Annotated in this window: 17 protein-coding genes; 12 read left to right on the top strand and 5 right to left on the bottom strand. The window is 71.1% G+C overall.

All coding sequences use genetic code 11. From position 1 onward, the window contains the following. Positions 1-5: 5 nt before the first annotated feature. The 4 genes from ACZ66S_RS11025 to ACZ66S_RS11010 are packed head-to-tail and all read right to left on the bottom strand — an operon-like array spanning position 6 to position 3927. Positions 6-908, bottom strand: a complete 903-nt coding sequence (locus tag ACZ66S_RS11025) for a sugar phosphate isomerase/epimerase family protein (protein ID WP_469901197.1) — start codon at positions 906-908, stop codon at positions 6-8. A 1-nt stretch (position 909) separates the two neighbouring features. Beyond that, on the bottom strand, positions 910-1821 hold the full coding sequence (locus ACZ66S_RS11020) for an ATP-binding cassette domain-containing protein (protein WP_469901196.1): 912 nt from the start codon (positions 1819-1821) through the stop codon (positions 910-912). A gap of 7 nt (positions 1822-1828) precedes the next feature. Continuing rightward, complete coding sequence (locus tag ACZ66S_RS11015) at positions 1829-2908, bottom strand: ABC transporter permease (protein ID WP_469901195.1); 1080 nt, start codon at positions 2906-2908, stop codon at positions 1829-1831. Next, positions 2908-3927, bottom strand: a complete 1020-nt coding sequence (locus ACZ66S_RS11010) for a sugar ABC transporter substrate-binding protein (RefSeq protein ID WP_469901194.1) — start codon at positions 3925-3927, stop codon at positions 2908-2910. The genes ACZ66S_RS11015 and ACZ66S_RS11010 overlap by 1 nt, the downstream gene beginning before the upstream one ends. 257 nt (positions 3928-4184) lie before the next feature. Between ACZ66S_RS11010 and ACZ66S_RS11005 the strand changes: the two genes are divergently transcribed. From ACZ66S_RS11005 to galE, 4 genes are all read left to right on the top strand, one after another. Further along, positions 4185-5144, top strand: coding sequence for a PfkB family carbohydrate kinase (locus tag ACZ66S_RS11005; RefSeq protein ID WP_469901193.1), 960 nt, complete (start codon positions 4185-4187; stop codon positions 5142-5144). A gap of 146 nt (positions 5145-5290) precedes the next feature. Next, the gene (gene iolD / locus ACZ66S_RS11000) at positions 5291-7165 is read left to right on the top strand and encodes a 3D-(3,5/4)-trihydroxycyclohexane-1,2-dione acylhydrolase (decyclizing) (protein ID WP_469901192.1); all 1875 of its coding nucleotides are present in this window, start codon (positions 5291-5293) and stop codon (positions 7163-7165) included. Positions 7166-7194: 29 nt separating this feature from the next. Next, a complete protein-coding gene (locus ACZ66S_RS10995) occupies positions 7195-7980 on the top strand; it encodes a GntR family transcriptional regulator (protein WP_469901191.1) in 786 nt (261 codons plus the stop codon). A gap of 200 nt (positions 7981-8180) precedes the next feature. Next, positions 8181-9218 carry a UDP-glucose 4-epimerase GalE gene (galE, locus tag ACZ66S_RS10990; protein ID WP_469901190.1) on the top strand — a complete coding sequence of 346 codons (1038 nt, stop codon included), beginning with the start codon at positions 8181-8183 and terminating at the stop codon, positions 9216-9218. Between the two features lie 67 nt (positions 9219-9285). Here galE and ACZ66S_RS10985 read toward each other — a convergent pair whose 3' ends face one another. Next, positions 9286-11085: a glycoside hydrolase family 15 protein gene (locus ACZ66S_RS10985; RefSeq protein ID WP_469901189.1), complete on the bottom strand. Its 1800-nt coding sequence runs from the start codon at positions 11083-11085 to the stop codon at positions 9286-9288. A 193-nt stretch (positions 11086-11278) separates the two neighbouring features. On the opposite strand from ACZ66S_RS10985, the gene ACZ66S_RS10980 reads away from it, so the two are divergent. The 8 genes from ACZ66S_RS10980 to ACZ66S_RS10945 are packed head-to-tail and all read left to right on the top strand — an operon-like array spanning position 11279 to position 22509. Continuing rightward, positions 11279-12046: a glycosyltransferase gene (locus ACZ66S_RS10980; RefSeq protein WP_469901188.1), complete on the top strand. Its 768-nt coding sequence runs from the start codon at positions 11279-11281 to the stop codon at positions 12044-12046. A gap of 48 nt (positions 12047-12094) precedes the next feature. Beyond that, positions 12095-13528 (top strand): glycosyltransferase family 4 protein, encoded by a 1434-nt coding sequence (locus tag ACZ66S_RS10975; RefSeq protein WP_469901187.1) that lies wholly within the window; start codon positions 12095-12097, stop codon positions 13526-13528. Next, entirely contained in the window at positions 13525-15960 is a 2436-nt protein-coding gene (locus ACZ66S_RS10970) for a lipopolysaccharide biosynthesis protein (RefSeq protein ID WP_469901186.1), read from the top strand. The genes ACZ66S_RS10975 and ACZ66S_RS10970 overlap by 4 nt, the downstream gene beginning before the upstream one ends. Next, positions 15957-17765 carry a glycosyltransferase gene (locus tag ACZ66S_RS10965; protein WP_469901185.1) on the top strand — a complete coding sequence of 603 codons (1809 nt, stop codon included), beginning with the start codon at positions 15957-15959 and terminating at the stop codon, positions 17763-17765. Before ACZ66S_RS10970 ends, ACZ66S_RS10965 begins: the two co-directional genes overlap by 4 nt. Further along, positions 17741-18577 (top strand): PIG-L deacetylase family protein, encoded by an 837-nt coding sequence (locus ACZ66S_RS10960; RefSeq protein ID WP_469901184.1) that lies wholly within the window; start codon positions 17741-17743, stop codon positions 18575-18577. Before ACZ66S_RS10965 ends, ACZ66S_RS10960 begins: the two co-directional genes overlap by 25 nt. Continuing rightward, positions 18565-20103 carry an ArnT family glycosyltransferase gene (locus ACZ66S_RS10955; protein WP_469901183.1) on the top strand — a complete coding sequence of 513 codons (1539 nt, stop codon included), beginning with the start codon at positions 18565-18567 and terminating at the stop codon, positions 20101-20103. Before ACZ66S_RS10960 ends, ACZ66S_RS10955 begins: the two co-directional genes overlap by 13 nt. Continuing rightward, entirely contained in the window at positions 20096-21190 is a 1095-nt protein-coding gene (locus ACZ66S_RS10950; RefSeq protein ID WP_469901182.1) for a glycosyltransferase family 4 protein, read from the top strand. The genes ACZ66S_RS10955 and ACZ66S_RS10950 overlap by 8 nt, the downstream gene beginning before the upstream one ends. After that, positions 21187-22509 carry a beta-galactosidase gene (locus tag ACZ66S_RS10945; protein ID WP_469901181.1) on the top strand — a complete coding sequence of 441 codons (1323 nt, stop codon included), beginning with the start codon at positions 21187-21189 and terminating at the stop codon, positions 22507-22509. The genes ACZ66S_RS10950 and ACZ66S_RS10945 overlap by 4 nt, the downstream gene beginning before the upstream one ends. Positions 22510-22511: the final 2 nt, after the last annotated feature.

The following is a 22511-nucleotide window of genomic DNA, read 5'->3' as shown; positions in this document are numbered from 1 at the left end:
TCCCTTCAGGCGCCGCAGGACGTCAGGAACGTGCGGGTGCGCTCCGCGATCGGCAGCGGCTTGTCCGGCTCGCAGGGGTACATGTCCTGCTCGACGACGGCGAACAGCTCCACGCCGAGCTTCTGCGCCGCCACCAGCACCGGCTCCAGCTCCGGTACGCCGGAGGGGGGTTCGCACATCACCCCGCGCCGCACGGCCGGTCCGAACGGGACCCCGTCGCGCACGACGTCCGCGAGGATGTCCGGGTCGACCTGCTTGAGGTGCAGACAGCCGATGCGTTCGCCGTACGTCTCGATGAGCTTGACGCTGTCGCCGCCGCAGTACGCGTAGTGCCCGGTGTCCAGGCAGAGGTTGACGAGTTCGCAGTCCGTCGAGTCCAGGAAGTGCTCGACGTGGTCCTCGGTGTCGAGGTGGGTGTCGGCGTGCGGGTGGACGACGATGTCGAGCCCGTACGCCTCCTTCACCTCGTGTCCGAGCCGCTCCATGCCCTTGGCGAGGTGGGCCCACTGCTCGTGGGTCAGCTCCGGGGGCTCCAGGATCTCGGCGGTCCTGTCGTCGCGCCAGAAGGACGGGATGGCGACGAGGTGCCGGGCGCCCACGGCCTGGGTGAGCGCGGCGACCTGGCTGACGTGCGCCCAGGTCGACTCCCGGACGGAGGGCCCGTGGTGCAGCCCGGTGAAGACCGTGCCCGCCGAGACCTGGAGGTCGCGCCGGGCGAGCTCGTCGGTCAGACGGGCCGGGTCGGTTGGGAGGTAGCCGTACGGCCCCGGCTCGATCCAGGAGTAGCCCGCCTCGGCGACCTCGTCCAGGAAGCGTTCCCACGGCACCTGGGCCGGATCGTCGGGGAACCGGACGCCCCACGAGTCCGGGGCGGAGCCGATGCGGATCCTGTCGAGCGAGGCCGCCACCTCAGGCCTTCCCCTCGCCGGCGGCGGTCACGGGCGCGGTCACATCCCGCTCCTCGGGGAGGGCTTCGGTGTCGACGCCGCGCACCTGGGACAACTCGTGCTTCAGTGCGGCGAGTTCGGCGCCGCCCGCCATGTGGTTGGTGAGTTCTTCCAGGGTGATCCGGTCGCGGGCGGCGGACAGTTCCATGGTGCCCAGGCGCAGCACGCTGAAGTGGTCGCCGACCATGTAGGCGTGGTGGGGGTTGTGGGTGATGAAGATGACCCCCAGTCCCCGGTCGCGGGCGGCCGCCACGTACTTGAGGACCACACCGGACTGCTTGACGCCTAGGGCCGCGGTGGGCTCGTCCAGGATCAGGACGCGGGCGCCGAAGTAGACGGCGCGGGCGATGGCCACGCACTGGCGCTGACCGCCGGAGAGGGTGCCGATGGGCTGTTCGAGGTCGTCGAGGACGATGCCCATCTCGCGCAGCTCGTGGTCGGCGGTCTGCTTCATCCTCTCGATGTCGAGGCGCCGCAGGGGCCAGGGGCCCTTGGTCATCTCGGAGCCGAGGAAGAAGTTGCGCCACACCGGCATCAGCGGGACGACGGCCAGGTCCTGGTAGACGGTCGCGATGCCCTTGTCCAGCGCCTCACGCGGGGTGGAGAAGCGGACGGGGGTGTCGTCGACGAGGAACTCGCCCTCGGTGTGCTGGTGCAGACCGGAGATGATCTTGATCAGGGTGGACTTGCCGGCTCCGTTGTCGCCGAGGACGCAGGTGACCTGGCTGGGCCGGACCTGGAGGCTGACTCCGTGCAGGGCGCGGATGTTGCCGTAGGACTTGCCGGCGTTGCGCAGCTCGACGATCACCCCGTCGGACTGCTGGGGTTCGTCGGCGAGGATCGCGCCGTGCGTGCCGGTCTCTTCAGTGGTCATGACGGATTTACCTCCGGGTCGCGGTGCGGCTGACCCACAGATTGATCAGGACGGCGCCCAGCAGCATCACGCCGAGGAAGGCCTTGAACCAGTCCGGGTTCCAGTTGGCGTAGACGATGCCCTGCTGGACCATGCCGAACATGAACGCCCCGAACACCGGGCCGATCGCCGAGCCGGCACCGCCGGTCAGCAGACATCCGCCGATCACCGCGGCCGAGATGTAGATGAGTTCCTGGCCGACGCCCTCGCCGGACTGCACGGTGTTGAAGGAGAACAGGTTGTGCATGCCGACGAACCAGGCGGCGAAGCCGACCAGCATGAACAGGCTGATCTTCGTGTAGTCGACCGGGACACCCACCGCGCGGGCGGAGTCCTTGTTGCCGCCCACCGCGAAGATCCAGTTGCCGTACTTGGTGCGCAGCAGCACCCAGGTCGCGATCGCGGCGAAGACCAGCCAGTAGACGATGGTGATCTTGATCTGTACGCCGCCGACTTCGAAGGAGCTCGCGAAGACCTTCTTGGCCTGGTCGAAGCCGTCCATGTCGGAGATGTCGTCGGTGGCGACGTTGCCGGTGACCAGCTTGGTCACCGCGAGGTTGACGCCCTGCAGGATCAGGAAGGTGCCCAGGGTGATCAGGAAGCTGGGCAGACCGGTCTTGACGACCAGCCAGCCGTTGAGGAACCCGATCGCCAGCGACACCAGCAGCGCCACGACGATGCCCGCCCACACGTTCAGCGTGAGCTGGAAGGCGAACATGCTCGCGGTCAGCGCGGAGGTGATCACCGCGACACCCGCCGACAGGTCGAACTCCCCGCCGATCATCAGCAGGGCCACCGGCAGCGCCATGATCCCGATCGTGGACGACTGGTAGAGGATGTTCGCCATCGCGCTGCCCTCGCGCACCGGCGGGGCAGCGATCAGGAAGAACACCCACACCGCCACCGCGCCCAGGAACACACCCACGTCAGGACGCGCCAAAAGGCGCAGGGCGAGCGGTCGTTCGGCGGTCCTGCCGTCCTTGACCTTGCCGGGGCCGGGGGCCGGCGGTGTGGTCACCGCCGGCTCGGCGTGCTGGGTCATCCCCATCACCTGGTGCCCTTCGCGGCGTACTGGGCGACGGTCTCGACGTTGGACTTGTCGACGAAGGCCGGACCGGTGAGCACCGGCTGCTCGCCGCCGCCCATGTAGTTGCCGTTGTTCTTGTAGAGCCACAGCGAGTCGATCGCCAGGTAGCCCTGGAGGTAGGGCTGCTGGTCGACGGCGAACTGGATGGTGCCCTTGCTGATGGCGCCCGTCAGGTCCTTGTTGAGGTCGAACGTGGCCACCTTGGCCTTGCTGCCCGCGTCGGACACCGACTGGGTCGCGGTCAGCGCGAAGGGCGCGCCGAGGGCGACGACGTAGTCGATGGACTTGTCCTGGGACAGCTTGGCGGTGATCGTCGACTTCACGGACGGCATGTCGGTGCCGTTGACGTTCAGCGTCTGGAGCTTGCCGGAGAAGGTCTTCTTCACACCGTCGCAGCGCTGGGTGAGACCGATGTTGCCCTGCTCCTGGATGACACAGACGGCGCTCTTGGCGCCCTCCTGGTTCAGCCGCTTGCCGAGCGCCTCACCGGCCACGGTCTCGTCCTGGCCGAAGAACTCCATCAGGCCGAGCTTCTGCCACTCGCTGACACCGGAGTTGAGGCCGACGACGGGTATCCCGGCCTTCTTCGCCTTGGCGACGACGTCCTTGAGGGCGTCGGGCTTGGCGAGGGTGATCGCGATGCCGTCGACCTTCTGGTCGATCGCGTTCTGGACCAGGTTGGCCTGGTTGGCCGCGCTCGGGTCGGCCGAGTAGACCAGCTTGACGTTGTCCTTGGCGGCGGCGGCCTGGGCGCCCTTGCGGACGATGTCCCAGAAGGTGTCGCCGGGCGACTGGTGGGTGACCAGCGCGATGGTCATCCGGGGGGTGGTGGCCTTGCCCGCGGAGGCGCCGTCCGCGCTCTCCTCGGACTTCTTGCCGCCCGAGCTGCTGGAGCAGCCGGCGAGCGTCAGGGCCGCGGCCGCAGCCAGGGCCACGGCGGGAGCGAATCTCCGCGAACGGGAGAGAGAAGAGCGGTCCATCTTTCCTTGCACCTCACTGTGCGACGGGGAGAACGTCGGGAAAGGGGGCGGGATCTACGAATACGCGCCAACTTGCGTTGGGACGGGATCCAACTCCCCAGGCGCGGCCACTGTCAATACTTTGTTAAGACATCATTTCACGATCAGGTCCGAATGTAAGTACAAACTATTGACAGTGTTGCCCTTCGAGTCCTACACCTGGGATGCAGCGGGCCCGAGGGCCTCACATCCCCAGCCCGGACCGAGGAGCGTCGCGCATGGTCGAGCCAGTGCAGCAGTTCGACGTGATCAGTATGGGCCGTATCGGAATTGATCTCCACCCGCTGCAGCCCGGGGTCCCGCTGGCGCAGGTGCGCTCCTTCGGCAGGTCCCTCGGCGGGTCGGCCGCCGCCGTCGCGGTCACCGCCGCCCGGCTCGGCCGCTCCGCCGCGGTCATCGCCCGTAGCGGCGCGGATCCCTTCGGCACCTGTCTTCACCGGACCCTCACGGATTCCGGCGTCGACGCCCGCTGGGTGACGCCGGTGGAGTCGGCCCCGACCCCCGTCACCTTCCGTACGACCTCCCCGCCGGACGCCCTCCCGCCGTACTCCTACGGCCATGCAAAGAGCCCTGACCTGGAGATACACACCGAAGAGCTCGACTCTTTCGCCATCCGGGCGGCCCGGGTCCTCTGGATCAGCGGCACCGGCCTGACCGGGGAACCGAGCCGCTCGGCCGTGCTCGCCGCGCTCAAGTGCCGGAACAGGACGGGCATCACGGTCCTCGAACTCGACCGGTCCCTGCGGTACGGCACGGCCCGGCCGGACCCCGACGAAGCCCGCCCGTACTGCGCCGAGGCCCTGCGGCACGCGACGGTCGCGGTCGGCGACATCGACGCGTGCGAGCTCACCACCGGGGCCCGCGAACCCCGGGCGTGCGCCGAGGCCCTGCTGGCGGCGGGCGCGGAACTCGCGGTGGTCAGGAGCGCGCGGGGCGTCCTCGCGGTCCACCGGGACGGCACCACGGCGGAGGCGGTCGACGCCAGGGGTGCGGACGACGCGTTCGGCGGCTCGCTGTGCCACGGGCTGCTGTCCGGCTGGGAACTGGAACGCACGATCCGCTACGCCGGCGCGGGCGGCACGCAGGGGGCCGACCGCCCGACCCGCTCCCCCGTGCCTCCGATACAGGCGGAGACGCAGGCGCAGGCCGATGCCCTCCTGAACGGCGTCTCACCGTGACCGACGGCCCGCACGACCCCGTGGTCACGACGGGCGCGGCGCCCGGCCCGCCCCGCTGATCGCGCCCCTCCGCCCCCGCCGGTCGTGGGCACCCCCACCCCCGCCCGGCCCCCTCCCTCCCTCTACACCGCACCGGAGAAGCCCTGATGAGCACCACCACCCGCCTGACCGTCGCCCAAGCCCTGGTGCGGTTCCTGTCCGTGCAGTACACGGAGCGGGACGGCGTCCGGCACCGGCTGATCGCCGGGACCTGGGGCATCTTCGGCCACGGAAACGTGGCGGGCATCGGGCAGGCACTCCTGGAGGCTGGCGAGGACGCCATGCCCTTCCACCAGGGCCGCAACGAGCAGGCGATGGTCCACGCGGCCGTCGGCCATGCCCGCCAGCTCAACCGCCTGTCGGCCCAGGCGGTCACCACGTCGATCGGCCCCGGCGCCACGAACCTGGTGACCGGCGCGGCCCTGGCGACGATCAACCGCCTGCCGGTCCTGCTCCTGCCCGGCGACTACTTCGCCACCCGGGCCGCCGACCCGCTCCTCCAGCAGCTCGAACACCCCACCGAGGCGGACGTGTCGGTGAACGACACCCTGCGCCCGGTGTCCCGGTACTTCGACCGCGTCCACCGCCCCGAGGCCCTGATCCCCTCCGCCCTCCAGGCCATGCGCGTCCTGTCGGACCCGGCCGAGACCGGCGCGGTCACCCTCGCGCTCCCCCAGGACGTGCAGGCGGAGGCGTACGACTGGCCGCGGGAGTTCTTCGCGGAGCGGGTGTGGCGGGTGCGGCGGCCCGCGCCGGACCCGGTCGAGCTGGCGGAGGCGGTCGAGGCGATCCGGTCCGCCGACCGCCCCCTGATCGTGGCGGGCGGCGGAGTCCACCACAGCGAGGCCGAGGACGCGCTGCGGGCCCTGGTGGACGCCACCGGCATCCCGGTCGCCTCCACCCAGGCGGGCAAGGGCTCGCTGCGCCACGACCACCCCGCCGACGTGGGCGGTATCGGCCACACCGGCACGGCGGTCGCCGACGACCTCGCGCGCACCGCGGACCTGGTCATCGGCGTGGGCACGCGCTACACCGACTTCACCACCGCCTCCGGCACCCTCTTCCAGAACCCGGAGGTGCGCTTCCTCAACCTCAACATCACCGCCTTCGACGCCCACAAGCTGGCCGCGCGGACGGTCGTGTGCGATGCGCGGGCGGGATTGGAGGCGCTCGCGTCGACGCTGGCGGGCCACCGCGTGAGCGCCGCCCACGTGGCCGAGTACGGCACCGGCAAGGAGCGCTGGGAGCAGGTCGTGACGCGCGCCTACGAGGCCGCCGACGAGAACGCCGTACCGACCCAGACCCAGCTTCTCGGGGCACTGGACGCGGTCGTCGGCGACGAGGACGTGGTGATCAACGCGGCGGGCTCGCTCCCCGGCGACCTGCACAAGCTGTGGCGGGCCCGCAGCCCGCGCCAGTACCACCTGGAGTACGGCTACTCCTGCATGGGCTACGAGATCCCGGCGGCGATCGGCGTCCAGCAGGCGAGCCCGGACACCCCGGTGTGGGCGCTGGTCGGCGACGGCACGTATCTGATGATGCCGACGGAGCTGGTCACCGCGGTCCAGGAGGGCCTGCCGATCAACCTGGTGCTCATCCAGAACCACGGCTACGCCTCCATCGGCGGCCTGTCGGAGTCGGTGGGCGGCGAGCGCTTCGGCACGGCGTACCGCCACCGGGCCGCCGACGGCACCTTCAGCGGCGCCCCGCTCCCGGTCGACCTGGCGGCCAACGCGGCGAGCCTCGGCATGGACGTGCTGCGCGCCAAGACCGTACGGGAGCTGCGGGAGGCCCTGGCCGCGGCCCGCGCCTCGGACCGCCCGACGTGCGTCTACGTCGAGACGGACACGGCCACCGCGACCGCTCCCCCGGCGGAGGCGTGGTGGGACGTGCCGGTGGCGCAGACGGCGTCGCGGGAGGCCGCGGTACGGGCGAGGACGGAGTACGACCGTCAGACGGCCGCGCGCCGCACCCACCTCTGATCACCCGGCCCTTCGAGGGAGGTACCCCCATGGCGAAGCTCGGCGACACCTCACGTGCCGCGACCGCGCCCGCGCTCGACTCGCTGGACTTCGCCCTGGACCGGGGCAGTCCGGTGCCGCTGTACTACCAGCTCGCCCGGCAACTGGAGGAGGCGATCGAGCACGGCGCGCTCGCCCCGGGAAACCTCCTGGGCAACGAGATCGACCTCTCGATCCGCCTCGGCCTGTCCCGCCCGACCGTCCGCCAGGCCATCCAGACCCTGGTGGAGAAGGGCCTGCTGGTCCGCCGGCGCGGGGTGGGCACGCAGGTCGTGCACAGCCAGGTCAAGCGGCCCCTGGAGCTCAGCAGCCTCTACGACGACCTGGAGGCGGCCGGGCAGGGCCCCGCGACGCGGGTCGTGCGCAACGAGACCGTGCCGGCGCCCGCCGACGTGGCCGCCGCGCTGGCCGTCCCGGAGGGCAGCCCGGTCACGCTGCTGGAGCGGCTGCGCCTGACCCACGGCCAGCCGGTGGCCCTCCTCTGCAACCACCTGCCCACCGACCTCCTCGCCCTGGACAGCGCCCGCCTGGAGTCCACCGGCCTCTACCGCCTGCTGCGCACGGCCGGCGTCACCCTGCACAGTGCCCGCCAGACCATCGGCGCCCGCTCCGCCACCGCCGAGGAGGCCGCCCGCCTCGACGAACAGGAGGGCGCGGCGGTCCTGACCATGCAACGCACGGCCTACGACGACACCGGCCGCCCGGTCGAGTACGGCAGCCACATCTACCGGGCCTCGCGGTACGCGTTCGACTTCCGGTTGTTGGTGAGGCCCTGAGGCGCGCGCGGCTTGACTCGAACCGGAACCTGACCCAAAATTGTACATATACGTCGTAAACATACGACGTCAGATCACACTCGCACGCAGGGACCTCCGCCATGGCACGCAGCGGGCCGGTCACGGCAGACCCTCCCAGGGCTGACCCTCGCCCTGTACCGAGCGAGCCCGCATCCGCGAGAGCCTGGGCACCGTCGACGGTGCTCGTCACGGGCGGGGCGGGATTCATCGGCAGCCACACCTGTGTGGAGCTCCTCGACCACGGCTACGAGGTGATCGTGGTCGACGACTACTCCGACAGCAAGCCCCAGGTCTTCGCCCGGGTGGAACGGATGGCCGGGCGCTTCGTCGGCGCCGTCTACGAGCTGGACATCCGTGATCGGCGCGCCCTTTCGGCCATCTTCGACCGGCACTCCGTGGACGCCGTCGTGCACTTCGCCGGCCACAAGGCCGCGAACCGGTCGACGTCGATGCCCGTGCAGTACTACGACACCAACGTCGGCGGTATGACCACCCTGCTGCGGACCATGCACGACCACGGGGTGCACCACCTGGTCTACCCCTCGTCCTGCTCGGTCTACGGCGACGCCGGACCCGGACCGCTCGACGAGTCCACACCCGTCCGGCCCGTCAACCCGTACGCCGCCTCGAAGTGGATCTGCGAGCAGATCCTCGCGGACGTGTGCCGCCACTGCCCCGAGTGCACCGTGCTGTGCCTGCGCTACTCCACCCCGACCGGCGCCCACCCCAGCGGGCTGCTCGGCGAGGACCCCCGGAACACCCCTGACACCCTGATGTCGTACGTCGCCCAGGTGGCCGAGGGCAGACTCGCGCGGCTGCACGTCTACGGCGCCGACTTCCCCACCCGGGACGGAACCGCGGTCCGGGACTACCTCCACGTCATGGACGCCGTCGAGGCACACCGTGTGGCGCTGGACCACCTCACCGACGGGCCCGGCATGCGCGTGTACAACCTCGGCGCCGGCCGGGGCAGTTCGGTCCTCGACGTGGTCGCCGCCTTCTCCGGGGCCTGCGGCCGGCCCATCCCGTACGACGTCCTGCCCCGCCGCCCCGGCGACGTCGCCGAACTCGTCGCCGACCCGACCGCCGTCACGCGTGACTGGGGCTGGCGTCCCACCCGGGGCCTCGCCGACATCTGCCGGGACGCCTGGCACTTCCAGCAGCTCAACCCGAACGGCTACGTGGACCCCAGGCGGTCGTCGGACACCAAGGACTAGGGGCGTTCGCCCTCCCCGGCGGCTCGCCCCCCGGGGAGGACGTCCGCCACCTCGCCGGCCTGCTCGCTCAGCGGCTCGGGCCTCGTGGCGACGACAGGGCGAACGCGGTCTCCACCAGGGCGATGTGACTGAACGCCTTGGGCGCGTTGCCCAGTTGCCGCCCCGCGCCCGGGTCCCACTGCTCGGCGAGGAGCCCCACGTCGTTGCGGACGGCGAGAACGCGCTCGAAGGCCTCCCGGGCCTGCCTCGGACGCCCGGTCGCGGCGAGGGCGTCGGCGTACCACAGCGAGCACGACACGAAGGTGCCCTCACGACCGGGCAGGCCGTCCCCGGCGGACGCCCCGGGCCGGTCCTGGCCGTACCGGCGTACGAACCCGCCGTACCCGAGCCCGCTCATGGCGCGCACGGTACGGCGTACCCGCTCGTCGCCGGCCGGCAGGAAGCCGAGCCGGGGAATGAGCAGCGCGGACGCGTCCAGGGCAGGCCCGCCGTAGGACTGCACGAAGGACCCCTGGGCCGCGTCCCAGCCCTCGGTGCAGACCTGCCGGTGCACCTCCTCCCGCATGGCCTGCCACTCGCCGGAGGATCCGTTGCGGCCGAGCAGTTCACCCATGCGCAGGGCGCGGTCGGCGGCCACCCACGCCATCACCTTGGAGTGCACGAACTGCCGCCGCGGGCCGCGCGTCTGCCACAGCCCCTGGTCGGGTTCGCGCCAGTGCCGCTGCACAAACCCCAGCAGCGACTGGACCAGGTCCCACACATGGGCGGGCAGCGGGATCCCGGCCCGCAGCGAGAGCCATAGAGTGTCGACGACCTCGCCGTACACGTCCAGTTGGAAGGAGCGCGCGCCGGAGGTGCCGAACCGCACCGGCCGGGAATCCTCGTAGCCGGGCAGCCACGGCGCCTCGGTCTCCGGCAGCAGCCGCTGCCCATGGACGCCGTACACCGTCTGCAGATCGGCGGGGTCGCCCGCGATGGCCCGTACCAGCCAGTCCAGCCAGGCCGTGGCCTCCTCGCGGTAGCCGCTGCGCAGCAGGCAGGACAGGGTCCGCGTGGAGTCGCGCAGCCAGCAGAACCGGTAGTCCCAGTTGCGCTCCCCTCCGATGGTTCCGGGCAGCGAGGTCGTCGGGGCGGCGACGACACCGCCCGTGGGGGCGTAGGTCAGCGCCTTCAGCGTGATGAGGGAACGCACCACGGCGTCCCGCCACGGCCCCTCGTAGCGGCACCGGGCGGTCCACCGCCGCCAGAAGTCACCGGTCTCCTTGAGTGCCGTCTCCGCGGGAAGGGACATCAGCACGGGCGGCGCGGTCCGGTGCGAGGGCGCCCACACCAGCGTCAGCGCCAACCGGCGGCCCGCCGGAACGCTGAAGTCCCTGACCATGACATCGTCGCCGCCCTCGCCCCGCACCCGGTCGTCGTCGCCCAGCCATACGGCGTCCGGCCCGGCGACCGCGACGGTGCAGGGGCCGACCTCGCGCACCCAGGGCACGACACGGCCCTGATGGAAGCGCAACCGCAGCTCGCTGCGCACGGACACGGTCCCCGACAGCCCTTCGACCACGCGCACGAGGCAGGGCAGCCCGGCCCGCGGTGGCATGAAGTCCGTGACGCGCACCGACCCCGTCGCGGTCTCCCAGACGGAGTCCAGGACCAGCGTGTCGCGGCGGTACGCGCGGTGGGTGCAGGGGCCGCCGGACAGCGGTGCGATCCGCCAGAAGCCGTTGTCCTCGGTGCCCAGCAGCGCGGCCATGCACGCCGGCGAGTCGAAGCGGGGTACACACAGCCAGTCGACCGATCCGTCCCGGCCGACCATGGCGGCGGTCTCCAGGTCGCTGAGCAGGGCGTAGTCCTCGATGGGCGCAGTCATGACCGGCGACGACCTCTCCGGCACCTCGCTTACGATGTATACATACATCGTCTCTCCACGGCACCCACCCGTCAAACAGGTCGAAATCTTGACGGAACGGGCATATCGGCACAGGATTCTCGTATACGTCGTAAACGTACGATGGAGTCGCCGTCGGCGACGGAGGTGAATGCAAGTGGTTCCACTGCCGACCATGCCGTCAGCCGCCCCGGTGCAGCGTGATGCCCGGGTGTATCCGGCCATCCCCTCCTGTCTCCGGCGCCCGGCGGTGGAGGTCGAGGTCGTCATCCCCGCCGTCAACGAGGAGCGACGCCTGCCCGGGACCATCGCGGCGACACTGGACTACCTCAGGGGCCAACCCTGGTCGTCCACCGTCGTCGTGGTCGACAACGACAGCGTGGACTGCACGCTCGACGTGCCGGAACGCTTCGACCACTCGCTGACCCCGGTCCACGTGATCGGCTGCAGCGAGCACGGCAAGGGAGCGGCCGTCCGCCGGGGCATCGTCACCTCGACGGCCCGCTACATCGGTTTCGTCGACGCCGACAACGCGACACCCATCGAGACACTCGACAAGACCCTCCCCCTGCTCAGGGACGGGTACGCGGCGGTGATCGCCTCCCGGCACATCGACGGCTCCCACTGCGAGGTCGACTCGGCGCTGCGCCGGTGCGGCGGCTGGACGTTCCGCAGGCTGGCCCGCATGGCCCTGCCGGACATCGCGGACACCCAGTGCGGCTTCAAGTTCTTCGACGGACCGCTCGTGCGGAGCATCGCGGCGAACTGCCAGGTCAACGGGTTCGCCTTCGACGTCGAACTGCTCCTGCGACTCGCGCGTGCCGGCGGGAGAATCGCCGAGGTGCCCGTCGACTGGTCGGACATGCCCGGATCGACGTTCTCGGCCCGCCGCGACGGCCTGCGCTCCCTGGCGGACGTGCTTCGCCTCTCCCTCGCACGGTGATCCTCGATGACTGCTCTTGAGCACATGTCGCGCACGAACATCCTGTTTTTGAACTGGCGTGACCCGGCACATCCCCAGGCCGGAGGCGCGGAGGCGTACTGCTACGAGATCGCCCGGCGGCTGGCCGGAGCGGACGCGCGCGTGACCCTCTTCGCCGCGCGCTTTCCCGGTTCCCGCGCGAGTGAGATCGCCGACGGCGTACGCGTCCTGCGGGGCGGCGGCAGGTTCGGGGTCTATCCGGCCGCGGCCGCCCACCTGCTGAGGAACCGTCACACCTACGACGCGGTCGTCGACTTCCAGAACGGCATCCCCTTCTTCTCACCGCTGTTCACGCCTCGCTGGACCACGGACATCTGCGTCATCCACCACATCCACCAGAAACAGTTCGACCAGTTCTTCCGGTGGCCCATGAACACCGTCGGGCGGCTTCTGGAGAAGCAGGTCAGCCGCTGGGTCTACCGAGGGCGCGCGATCGTCGTCGTGTCCCCCTCCACCCGGCAGGGCGTGCGCACGGAGCTGGCCTTCCACAACCCCGTCTACCTCGTGCCCAACGGCAGCCCCGGGCCGCACCCGGCACACGTGGCCCGCGCCACGACCCCGACGATCACCGTCATCAGCCGGATGACCCCGCAGAAACGCGTGGACCTCCTGCTCCGAGCCCTCCCGGAGCTCCTGCGGCGCCGGCCCGACCTGCGCGTCGACCTCGCCGGTGACGGCACGGAACTGCCGAGGCTGCGAGCCCTCGCCTCCGCCCTCGGCCTCGGCTCCGCCGTCGAGTTCCACGGTCACGTCAGCGAGGAGCGCAAACGCGAGCTGCTCGGCAGGGCGTGGCTCACCGTGGTGCCCTCCGTCGCCGAGGGCTGGGGCCTGACCGTCATCGAGGCGAACTCCATGGGCACGCCCGCACTCGCCTTCGACGTCCCCGGCCTGCGCGACGCCGTCCAGCACGGCTGCAACGGCTGGCTGATCCCCGACGAGACGGCCCTGACCGAGGCAATCGCCACGGCCCTGACCGAACTGGGCGATGCCCGCAGCCGCGAGCTGACGGCACGGCGCTGCCGCGCCTGGAGTTCACGGTTCTCCTGGGACGACAGCTCCGAGCGGCTCGCCCAGGTGCTGCTGGAGGAGTCCCGGCGCGTCCACAGGCACCGGCGCTCGCGCCGCCGGACCAGCGATCTCGCTGTCTTCACGCACTTCCGCGTCCTGAACGGCGACGCCGTCGAGCACGGCCTCAGGACGCTCCTGCGGGAGACCGACCGGTGGAGCCGGCAGGGCGACACCTTCCGCGTGCTGCTGGACGGCTGCGACGAACTGCGTGCCTTCCAGGCGCTGCGGCGGCTGGGGATACGCGACGCCGTCGTCCGGCTGGCACACCGGCGGGAGCAACTCGTACGCCCGGACACGCACGACCCGGACGCGTCGGCGTCCCGGACGCCGACCGACGTGCAGCCCGGGACGGCGGATCGACGGGATCCCGCATGACCGCCCTCCGCACGGCGCCGACACACCGGTCCGGGGCCCGCCCGGACGTGGTGACGGCGGTGCACGGCGCGCGCTGGATCACCGCCTCCGTCATGATCGTGGGTGTCGTGAACTACGGGTTCGCGCTCCTCCTGACCAGGCTGCTGGACGTCGCCTCCTACGCGGTGTTCGCCGCCGGCGCGGGGCTGGTGCTGAGCGCGGTGACCGTGGCGAGGGTGACGATCCCGTGGGTGCTGGCGCAGGCGCTGGCCCGGGCGCGGTCGGACGCCGAGCGGGGCGACGCGGGCCGGTTCGCGATCATCACCAGCGCCGGAGGGGGAGTCGTCGCCGCCGGGGTCGTCGCCGGCGTCGCCGCCGGATTCGCCGGACCCGCCACGACGACGACACTGGCCCTGACCACGCTCTGCTTCTATGTGACGTCGGTGCCCGCCGGCCGGCTCCAGGGTGAGGAGCGCATGCGGACGCTGTCACTTCTGGGTGTGGCCGAGGTGGTGCTCAAGACGGTCGTGGGCGTGGCCCTGGTGGTGGTCCTGGGGCTCGGCGCCACCGGGGCACTGGCGGGCTTCGGGGTGGGCCTGCTGCCCCTCCTGCTGTGGTGGCCGACCCTGCCGCAGGGCAGTGGACGGCCCTGGCGCAGCGCGTCGGTCGACCGGGACCTGTGGCGCCGCGCGCTCGGCATCGCGCGGGTCCAGGGACTGGTCGCGCTGATGGCCGCGGTCGACGTGGTGCTCGTGATCCTGCTGCCCACCGACCGGTCCGCCGCCGCGAGCTACCAGGCGAGCGTCACGCTCTCCCGGGTGCCGCTGTTCGTGGCCTCCGCGGTGTCCATAGCGTTCTTCCCCGCGCTGTCCCGGCGACGGGCCGACGCCTCGCTCAGCGCCAGCGCCGTACGGATGTACGTCATCGCCTCCCTGCCGCTCGCCGTGATCGTCGCCACCGCACCGGGCCCCGTGCTGACCACCGTCTTCCCCACCGGCTACAGCATGATGGGCGTCCTGACGGCTTTCACGGCCGTCACGGGCTTCGCCGTCGGTGCGATCAACCTGATCGTCACCTTCTCCCAGGCCGTGGACGACTACGCCTGCGTACACCGCCAGATCGTCGGCCTGGCGGGCTACACCCTCGCCCTCCTGGTGGGCTGGCGGACGGACGGCGTGCACGGCATGGCCGTCGGCGGCGCCGTGGGCAGCATCGGAGCGCTCCTCCTGCTGGTCCACCAGCGCGTCCGCCGCCGGGGTACGGCCTTCCTGAGCCGGATGCCCGTCGTGGAACCGCTGGTGCTGGCAGGGGTGTTGGTGCTGCTGCACCCGTATCCGGCGGTGTGGATGATCGCCGCGACGGCCATCGGCCTCCGAGCCGTGGAACGCTTCCTGCGCCGTCCCGGGGCGCCTGATCCGGCGCAGGACCTGGCCGAGGCGGCCCCCAAGACCGCGGCGGCCACCAGTTCCCCGGCCATGCCCCCCGACCAGTCAGGCACCGTCGCCATGACCCACCGTTCATCCCCACGGTCGACCGTCCGGACCAACCCGGCGCACGAGCGGTCCAGCCGTCTCCTCGTCGCAGCCGTATGGCACGCGGAGCCTCGGCCGACCAGCGCCGCCGTCCTGCGGCACGCCCTGTCGCTCGCGCGCGACAACCAGGTGGAGGGCCGCCTCGCACGGGCCTATCCACGGCAGTTGGCGGACGTCGTGACCGAGGTGGACACCGCCTACGCCCTGTACCGGAAGAACCTCTGCGAGGTCACGGACCGCCTGTGGGCCGCCGGCATCCCCACGGTGCTCATCAAGGCGCACCTGGCCCGCCACCACGCGTGCGGCGACTTCGACCTGGTGGTCCCCGACGGGCGGTGGCAGACGGCGAGCGACGTCCTGGAGGGCTGGTACGTCGACCGTTCGACGTACTGGCTGGAGCGGTCCACCAAGGTGCTGCTGAGACCTCGGCACGGCCCGTCGGTCCATCTGCACAGCGCCGTGTCGTGGTTCGGCGTGCCCGTGATGTCCACCAACCGCCTCTTCGACCGCGCGTCGCCCGACCGAGGCGCCTGGCTGGTCCCCCGTCCGGCGGACGACCTGCGGATATGGCTGGCTCACGGACTGTTCCAGAACCTCTCGATCGATCTGTCGGAGCTGTTCGCGCTACGGGATCTGCGGTCGCCCGAGGTCCTTGAGGAGGCGCGACGGGAGACGGCGCGCGACGGATGGCTCGTCGGACTCGACCGGGCGCTCGTCGTCGTCGCCGAGGCGATGCGCCGACTGGACCAGGGGGTGCCGATCCGGCTTCCGGTACCGCTTCCGGCGGCCGCGTCCCTCCACGTGGGCGCCGAGCACGCGCTGCACCTCCTGCGGACCGGACGCACGGGTGTCGCGGCACGCGAGGCGGCCCTGCGGGTGCCGCTCGTCGTCGCCAAGAAGCGCAGGAGGGCCGCCCGATGAAGCACCCCATCCTGCTGGTCGGTGTGTCCGGGCCGGACGGCGCCGGAAAGTCCTCCCTGGTCGGGCGAGTGGCGACGGACCTGCGGGGTCGCGGATACGTCGTGGCGACCCCCTACTGCCACGGCTGTGTCGTCTGCCGCCGCCTCCCGCAGGAAGTGCGGTTCCGCTTCTCGGCGTCCCGCGGGGAACACCGGTCGATCGGCTCGGTTCTGCGCACATGGGTCGGGCGTTCGCACGGTTGGGTGGACGCGGCGGAACTCTCCCTCCGTCTGGCGGTCCCCGCCGCGCGGATGCGCCTCAACGCTCGGGGACGGCCGACCGCGGTGGTGACCGACCGCGGTCCGCTCGACGGTCTCGTCAAGTTCGATCCGGCGCCCGGCTCGGGCCTGGCGGCCGTTCTCACCCGGCTGTTGCGGTCCTATCAGGTCACCTTGCTCCTCGACGCGGATCCGGAGGTGCTCGCGGCACGCGACGGCGAGTCCGCTGTCGGTCCCCTGACCGACCTCCGGGACCACTACCGGCGCCGGGCCGCATCGCAGGAGGACGTGACCCTGGTGGACGCCGCCGCGCCGCCCGAAGCGGTGGCGGCCGAGGCCGTCGGACACGTGCTGGCGGAACAGGAGACGGCTGTGGGGGCGCCCGGACGCCACCGCGAGGCGGCGACCGGACGAAAGCACGTGGTGATCTCGACCTTCGACGACGCCCGCAACCCGCACTATCACGGCGGCGGCGCGGTGCTGGTGGACAAGGTCGCCCGGCGCCTCCCCGAGGAGTACCGGGTCACCGTCGTCACCGTGTCGAGGTACGGCGGGAGGGGAGTCCGCGACGGCGTGCAGTACCGCTTCCTGCCGCTCGGCTGGGCCGGACCGCGCTTCGGGCAGATGCTCTACCACGCGCTGGTGCCGCTGATGGCCCGACGGTTGCGGCACGACCTGTGGCTGGAGGGCTTCACACCGCCCTTCTCCACCAGTTTCCTCCCGCTGTTCGCGCGGGGGCGGGTGGTGGGGATCGCCCAGGAACTCAGCGGCGCCGCCATGTCGCGCAAGTACCACCTGCCCTTCTTCCTGATCGAGCGGTTCGGGCTGCGCTTCTACCAGGACGTCGTCGTCATGAACGAGGCCGACGGCGCGACCGTCCGTCGGTATTCCAAGGCCGTGCCGCATCTGATCCCCAACGGCGTCGAGCCGCCGCCCGTCCCCCCGGAACGGTTCGGTGACGGCGACTACATCGCCTTCCTGGGACGCGTGGATGTCTGGGTGAAGGGACTGGATCTCCTTCTCGCCGCCCACGCCGCCGCTTCGCCGCCGATGCCGCTGCTGCTGGCCGGTGCGGGCGCCCGCGGCGAGGAGACCAGACTCGCCGGACTGCTCGACGAGACGGACGCCCACGCCCGCTGGCTGGGCGAGGTGTCGGGAGCGGACAAGCGCCGCTTCCTGGAGGGCTGTGCGTTCACGGTGCTGCCGTCCCGCAGCGAGACGTTCGGCATCGCGGCGCTGGAGAGCATGGCGTACGGCAAGCCCGTGCTGCACTTCGATCTGCCCACCCTGCGGTGGATGGACGGCCGTGGGGACGTCGCCGTCCCCGCCTTCGACGTGGCCGCCCTGGCACGGCAGTTGCGCACGCTCGCCGAGGACGAGCAGATGCGCCACCGGCTGGGGCGCATGGCGTACCGGACCGCGCAACGGTTCTCGTGGGAACAGACGACCGACCGGTACCTGACCCTCGTCGAGCGACTGCTGGATTCGAGGACGCGGGGAGCGGAGCGGAAGGAGGCCGGGGCATGGAACCCGACACAGATCCACTGACCGCCGCGATCGACGCGGGTTCGCCGCTCGTCGTACTCTCACCGCATCTGGACGACGCGGTCCTGTCCTGCGGCGGGTTGCTGTCGTACGCCGCAGGGCGCACGTCGGTACGGGTGGTGACGTTCTTCACCGAGGCCGGCCTCCCGCCCTACACGCTGTCCGGACGGCGGTACCTGCGGCAGGTCGGACAACCCGACGCGGAGCGCCTGTACCGGGACCGGCGCGCCGAGGACTGCGAGGTGCTGGAACGGCTCGGTGCGGACTGGCTCCACCTGGGGCTGAGCGACGGGCTGTTCCGGCGCAAGCCCGCAGCGTCCGGCCGGCGCGTCGGCTGGGCCCACCGTGTGCTGCCCGAGCTGGCGTACGTCTATCCCACCTACCGGCTGCACATCTCCGCCGGTCGGATCTCCCGGCGGGACACCGACACGCTGGGCCGGGTACGGGCAGCCCTGGAAACGCTGATGGCGCCGCCGCACACGGTCCTGCTGGCCCCCGCGGGAGTGGGCGGCCACGTGGACCACGTGCTCGTGCGGACGGCCGCCGAACTCACCGGCCGGCCGGTGGTCTACTACAGCGACTTCCCCTACAACCAGCGGCACGGCTTCGACGCCGGCTTCGTCGGGCGGAACGGGCTGGCCACGGTCGAGTGGTCGCGGGAGCTGGCGGCCAAGTCGCCGCTGGTGCGGGGCTACCGCTCGCAGGCGGACGCGCTCTTCCCCGGTGGCCGCATCCCGCCGGCGCCGGAGATCTACCTGCTGGCCGGTGGCGAACGGGTGGGCGCACGGATCGGAGGCCCGCCATGGCCGTCGTGAGCCGGGTCCTGCCCATGCCGCTGGTGTGGCTGCGCGTGGTGCCGCTCTGGGCGGTCGCCGGCGTGGGCGGCCTGCTCACCGTGCTCCTCCGGCTGGTCGGGTTCGGCCGGAGACCGGACGTGTTCGGTGACGAGATCTTCTACTGGCGCTTCGGCCGGTCCGTGATGCACGGGGGCTTCCCCCGGGACGGGGACGGACTGTTCTGGCTCCACCCGCCCGGCTTCTTCTATCTGGAAGGCGGCTGGGGCCGACTGTTCGGCGCGCCCACGGACGTCGTCGCCGGGGTCTACCGGATGCGAGAGCTCAACATCCTGCTTGCCGGCCTCACCGCCGTGGTGCTGGTGCTGCTGACGGCACGCGTCACCAGATCGACCCCGGCCGCCCTCGCCGTGGGCCTGCTCTTCGCGGTCGATCCGTTCGTCCTCCGGATCAACCAGCGCGTACTCATCGAGACGTCGGCGATGCTCTGGGTGGTGCTGGGCTACCTGGTGCTGCTGCCGTTGGCGGAACGGCACGCTCCGGCCAGATGGCGTCGGCGGGCCGTCGCCGCTGGGCTCCTCTTCGGCCTCGCCGTCCTGACGAAGGACGTGACGGCCCTGATCACGGTGGTGCCCATGCTGGCCGCCGCGGTGTTCGTCTGGCCCTCGCGGCGGTCGCTGCCCCTGCTCGTCGCCGGTTTCGCCACCCTGCCGTACGCGCTCTACGTGGGCCTCGTGGTGTGGACGGGCCATTTCGACGCGCTGTGGGGGACCAAGACCCACGGCATCAAACGGCTGCTGGGCCTGGTGCAGGAGACCGGCTTCAATTCCGCGAAGTCGACCCCCCTCTCCCAGCGCCTCGCCGAAGAGGTGTCCAGCTTCGGGAGCACCTATGTGCTCCTCCTCCTGGCCGCGGTGGCCGTAGTGCCCCTGTGGCGTCGTGGTGGTCCGCCCCAGCGGCTGGTGGCGCTCTGGTACGTGTCGGCTGCCCTGGCCCTCGCCTACGCCGTCGTCAAGGGCACGTTGGAGGAACAGCAGCTCTATCTGCTGATCGTGCCGACGATCGTGATCGTGGTGATGGCGGCCGTGGAGGTGGAGCGGCGGACCCGGCGCCGCGCCCCGCTCTCGCGCGTCGCCACGGTCCTCATGCTGGCCCTGGCCCTGGCGTGGTCCGGGTTCACCTACGCCGGGGCCACGTCGCGGCCCGACGACGGGTATGAGCGACTCCAGCAGTACATGGCGAAGCACGTGCCCGCGGGCAGTTCGGTCACGTCCATGAGCGAGTCGTCGAGCCTGCTCCTGGAGGACCGCTTCCGCATGGGCGAATGGGCCACGCCGCAGGACCGGGCGCGGGAGCATGTCGCCTACGTCGTGGTCCCGTGGCGGGTGGTCGAGCACGGTCTCTCCTCGTTCACCCCGCGTCAGGCACGGCAGCTCACCGAGCAGGGCACACTGCTCTTCTCCTTCCACGGCAGCACGTACGGCACGGTGGACCTGTACCGGTTGCCGGTGCCGCCGTCGTCACAGGTGTACGGCCGCCATGGCTAGCCACTCGGGGCGGTGCCGGGTGCTGCTCTTCACCAGTTGCCCGTACGAGGGCGGGGCGGGAGCGGACACCCAGACGGCCGCGTCGATCGCCGAGTGCATGCCCGACCGGGACTTCCTGTGGTTCTCCCGGTGGCCGTCGCGCGGATCGCGCGGGCCCACACGCGGCCGAGCCGTCCCCATCGTGTCGCGGGACGGCGCCCCGCACGTCTCCGAGCGGGTGCAGGCGGCCCTCCTCGGTGCTGTCCTTGCCCGCCGGACGGATCTGGTGCACGCGGTCCTGACGATCGGGAAGGCGTACCCGCTGTTCTCCCGGCTGCGGCCGGGGTTCTTCGGCAGCGGTCCGGTCATCCACACGGTGTCCGGGGTCATGGACCTCGGTCTGCTGGAGCGGGCGCGGCCGCTGGGAGTGACCGTCGCTCTGTCGGAGGTGACGGCCGGACACCTGCGCGCGGCCGGGTTCGGAGACGTCCGGGTGATCCCGCCGACGATCCCGCTGGACCGATGGCCGTGGCGGCCGCGCGCCCTGGGCACCCCCGTCGTCCTGTTCGCCGGCCACCACGACCCGGGGGGCGGCGCCCATGAGGCGATCGCCGCCGCGGCGGAGGCGTACCGCCGCGGCGCCCGGTTCCGTCTGGTGCTGGCCATGCGGGGCCGGTTCGGGCAGGACCAGCGGCGGCTGGAGGCGGAGCTGCGGGCTCTCGCGGACCGGGAGGGACTTCCCGAGATCGATGTCCGGGACCATGTTCCCGACATGGCAGGCCTGTTGGAGGCGGCGGATGTCCTCCTCTTCCCCCCGCGGAAGCTCGGCGGGAAGGCGGACGTCCCCTTCGTCGTGCTGGAAGCGATGGCCACGGGACGCCCGGTGATCCTCAGCGATCTCCCCCAGTTCGCCGCGCTGGGGCATGCGGGGCTGCGCGCTCCTGCCGGGGACCGGCTGCGGACCGGTGAGCTGCTGGCACGGCTGCTGGAACAGCCTCGCTGGTGGGAGATGCAGGTGAAGCGCGGGCGTGCCACGGTTGAGGAGGTGTTCGGGCTCGACCGTTTCCGAGCCCAGTACGAACATCTGTACAAGGAGGTCCTGGCGTGAACCAGGCGCGGCGGGGAGCGGTGCGACGCGCGTTCGGCCGGACAGCGCGTCACCGGAAGCACCTCGGCATCATCGCGGCCGTCCTGCTCCTCGCGGCCTGCGTCCGGGTTCCGCCGGACGACGAAGGCGCGACCTACTACTTCGGGACCCTGCAGAGCATGCCCGGAAAAGCGCGCGAGGAGCGGAGCAAGGGAATGCAGGTCGCCGAGATGCAGATCTCGTGGGACCGGTACGAGACCGGGGAGGGACAGTACTCCGCCGAGTACCTCGCGAGCGTCAAAAAGGAATTGGCCCGTTTCCAGAAAGCGGGGTTGCTCGTCGAGGTGAGCCTGGGCCTGAACCGCGCACCGAGTTGGCTCTACGAGAAGTATCCGGAAGCCGCCTATGTGAACCAGCACGAGAAACGCCTCACGGAGACCCCCAACATGGTCTTCGGCCAGACCGTGCGTGAGAAGGCGCAGGAATATCTCGACAGGGTGGACAGGGTCATCGGGCTTGAGAACTTCTGGGCCGTCCGGGTCGGGGTGAGCACCTCCGGCGAGTTCACCTACCCTTCGGCCGACTCCGGCCCGCAACCTGCGACCGACTTCTGGGCGTTCGACAAGAACGCCCAGAGCCGGACTCGGGCGGGACGGCCGGCCACCGTCCCCGCCAACCCCTTCCCCGGCTGGAAACCGGGACAACGCACCTATGAGGGAAAGGCGTTCAGCAAAAGCCAGGTCGCCGAGTGGTACGACTGGTATCTGCGCGCCTTGTCCGACAGCGTGAACTGGCAGATCCGGTACTACCGATCGCTGGGTTACGACGGGTTCCTGAAGCTTCTCGTACCGGGCATGGGCTATTACCCACCGACCTACCGACGCGTCGTCAGCGGCTATCTGAACGAGACGGCCGATTCCTGGCTGGTTGCCCTCGGGGCGGGTTTCTACCGGACCCTGGGCCAGATCCGCGACCGCACAAACGTGCAGATCGTGCCGACCTCACTCGTGGACGGCACCGGAGAGCCGAGGAACAACGGCTGCTCCTCCGACGACCACCAGGTGGACGTCCTCGCGCCGTCCCGCCAGGTCCGGACGCACTGGTCGTCGATGCGCTGGGTCAGCCGTATCGCACGGCACTACGGCTTCACCCTCCTCAACGGAGAAAGCGCCGGGACCCACGTGAGCCCCTACTACCCCGGCGTCATGGGCCAGGCGGCCCACCAGATGCAGAGCTGCGGACTGCAGGGGCTGATGTGGGCGTTCGCAAGAAACCTCTACGACGGCACTCCGGGCTCGTCACTCGAGGACTACTCCGCGGTGATGTCCCGGTACAACTGAGG

It is taken from the genome of Streptomyces sp. NPDC107471 (assembly GCF_055582845.1).
Note: the sequence above shows the minus strand (reverse complement) of the source record. Positions and strands in the feature narration are given on the sequence as shown.

What these genes read in the sequence shown, in the direction of transcription:
- ACZ66S_RS11020 (WP_469901196.1), bottom strand. Translation starts at nt 1,821, where the DNA reads ATGACCACTGAAGAGACCGGCACGCACGGCGCGATCCTCGCCGACGAA.
- ACZ66S_RS11015 (WP_469901195.1), bottom strand. Translation starts at nt 2,908, where the DNA reads ATGGGGATGACCCAGCACGCCGAGCCGGCGGTGACCACACCGCCGGCC.
- ACZ66S_RS11010 (WP_469901194.1), bottom strand. Translation starts at nt 3,927, where the DNA reads ATGGACCGCTCTTCTCTCTCCCGTTCGCGGAGATTCGCTCCCGCCGTG.
- ACZ66S_RS11005 (WP_469901193.1), top strand. Translation starts at nt 4,185, where the DNA reads ATGGTCGAGCCAGTGCAGCAGTTCGACGTGATCAGTATGGGCCGTATC.
- iolD (WP_469901192.1), top strand. Translation starts at nt 5,291, where the DNA reads ATGAGCACCACCACCCGCCTGACCGTCGCCCAAGCCCTGGTGCGGTTC.
- ACZ66S_RS10995 (WP_469901191.1), top strand. Translation starts at nt 7,195, where the DNA reads ATGGCGAAGCTCGGCGACACCTCACGTGCCGCGACCGCGCCCGCGCTC.
- ACZ66S_RS10985 (WP_469901189.1), bottom strand. Translation starts at nt 11,085, where the DNA reads ATGACTGCGCCCATCGAGGACTACGCCCTGCTCAGCGACCTGGAGACC.
- ACZ66S_RS10980 (WP_469901188.1), top strand. Translation starts at nt 11,279, where the DNA reads ATGCCGTCAGCCGCCCCGGTGCAGCGTGATGCCCGGGTGTATCCGGCC.
- ACZ66S_RS10970 (WP_469901186.1), top strand. Translation starts at nt 13,525, where the DNA reads ATGACCGCCCTCCGCACGGCGCCGACACACCGGTCCGGGGCCCGCCCG.
- ACZ66S_RS10965 (WP_469901185.1), top strand. Translation starts at nt 15,957, where the DNA reads ATGAAGCACCCCATCCTGCTGGTCGGTGTGTCCGGGCCGGACGGCGCC.
- ACZ66S_RS10960 (WP_469901184.1), top strand. Translation starts at nt 17,741, where the DNA reads ATGGAACCCGACACAGATCCACTGACCGCCGCGATCGACGCGGGTTCG.
- ACZ66S_RS10955 (WP_469901183.1), top strand. Translation starts at nt 18,565, where the DNA reads ATGGCCGTCGTGAGCCGGGTCCTGCCCATGCCGCTGGTGTGGCTGCGC.
- ACZ66S_RS10950 (WP_469901182.1), top strand. Translation starts at nt 20,096, where the DNA reads ATGGCTAGCCACTCGGGGCGGTGCCGGGTGCTGCTCTTCACCAGTTGC.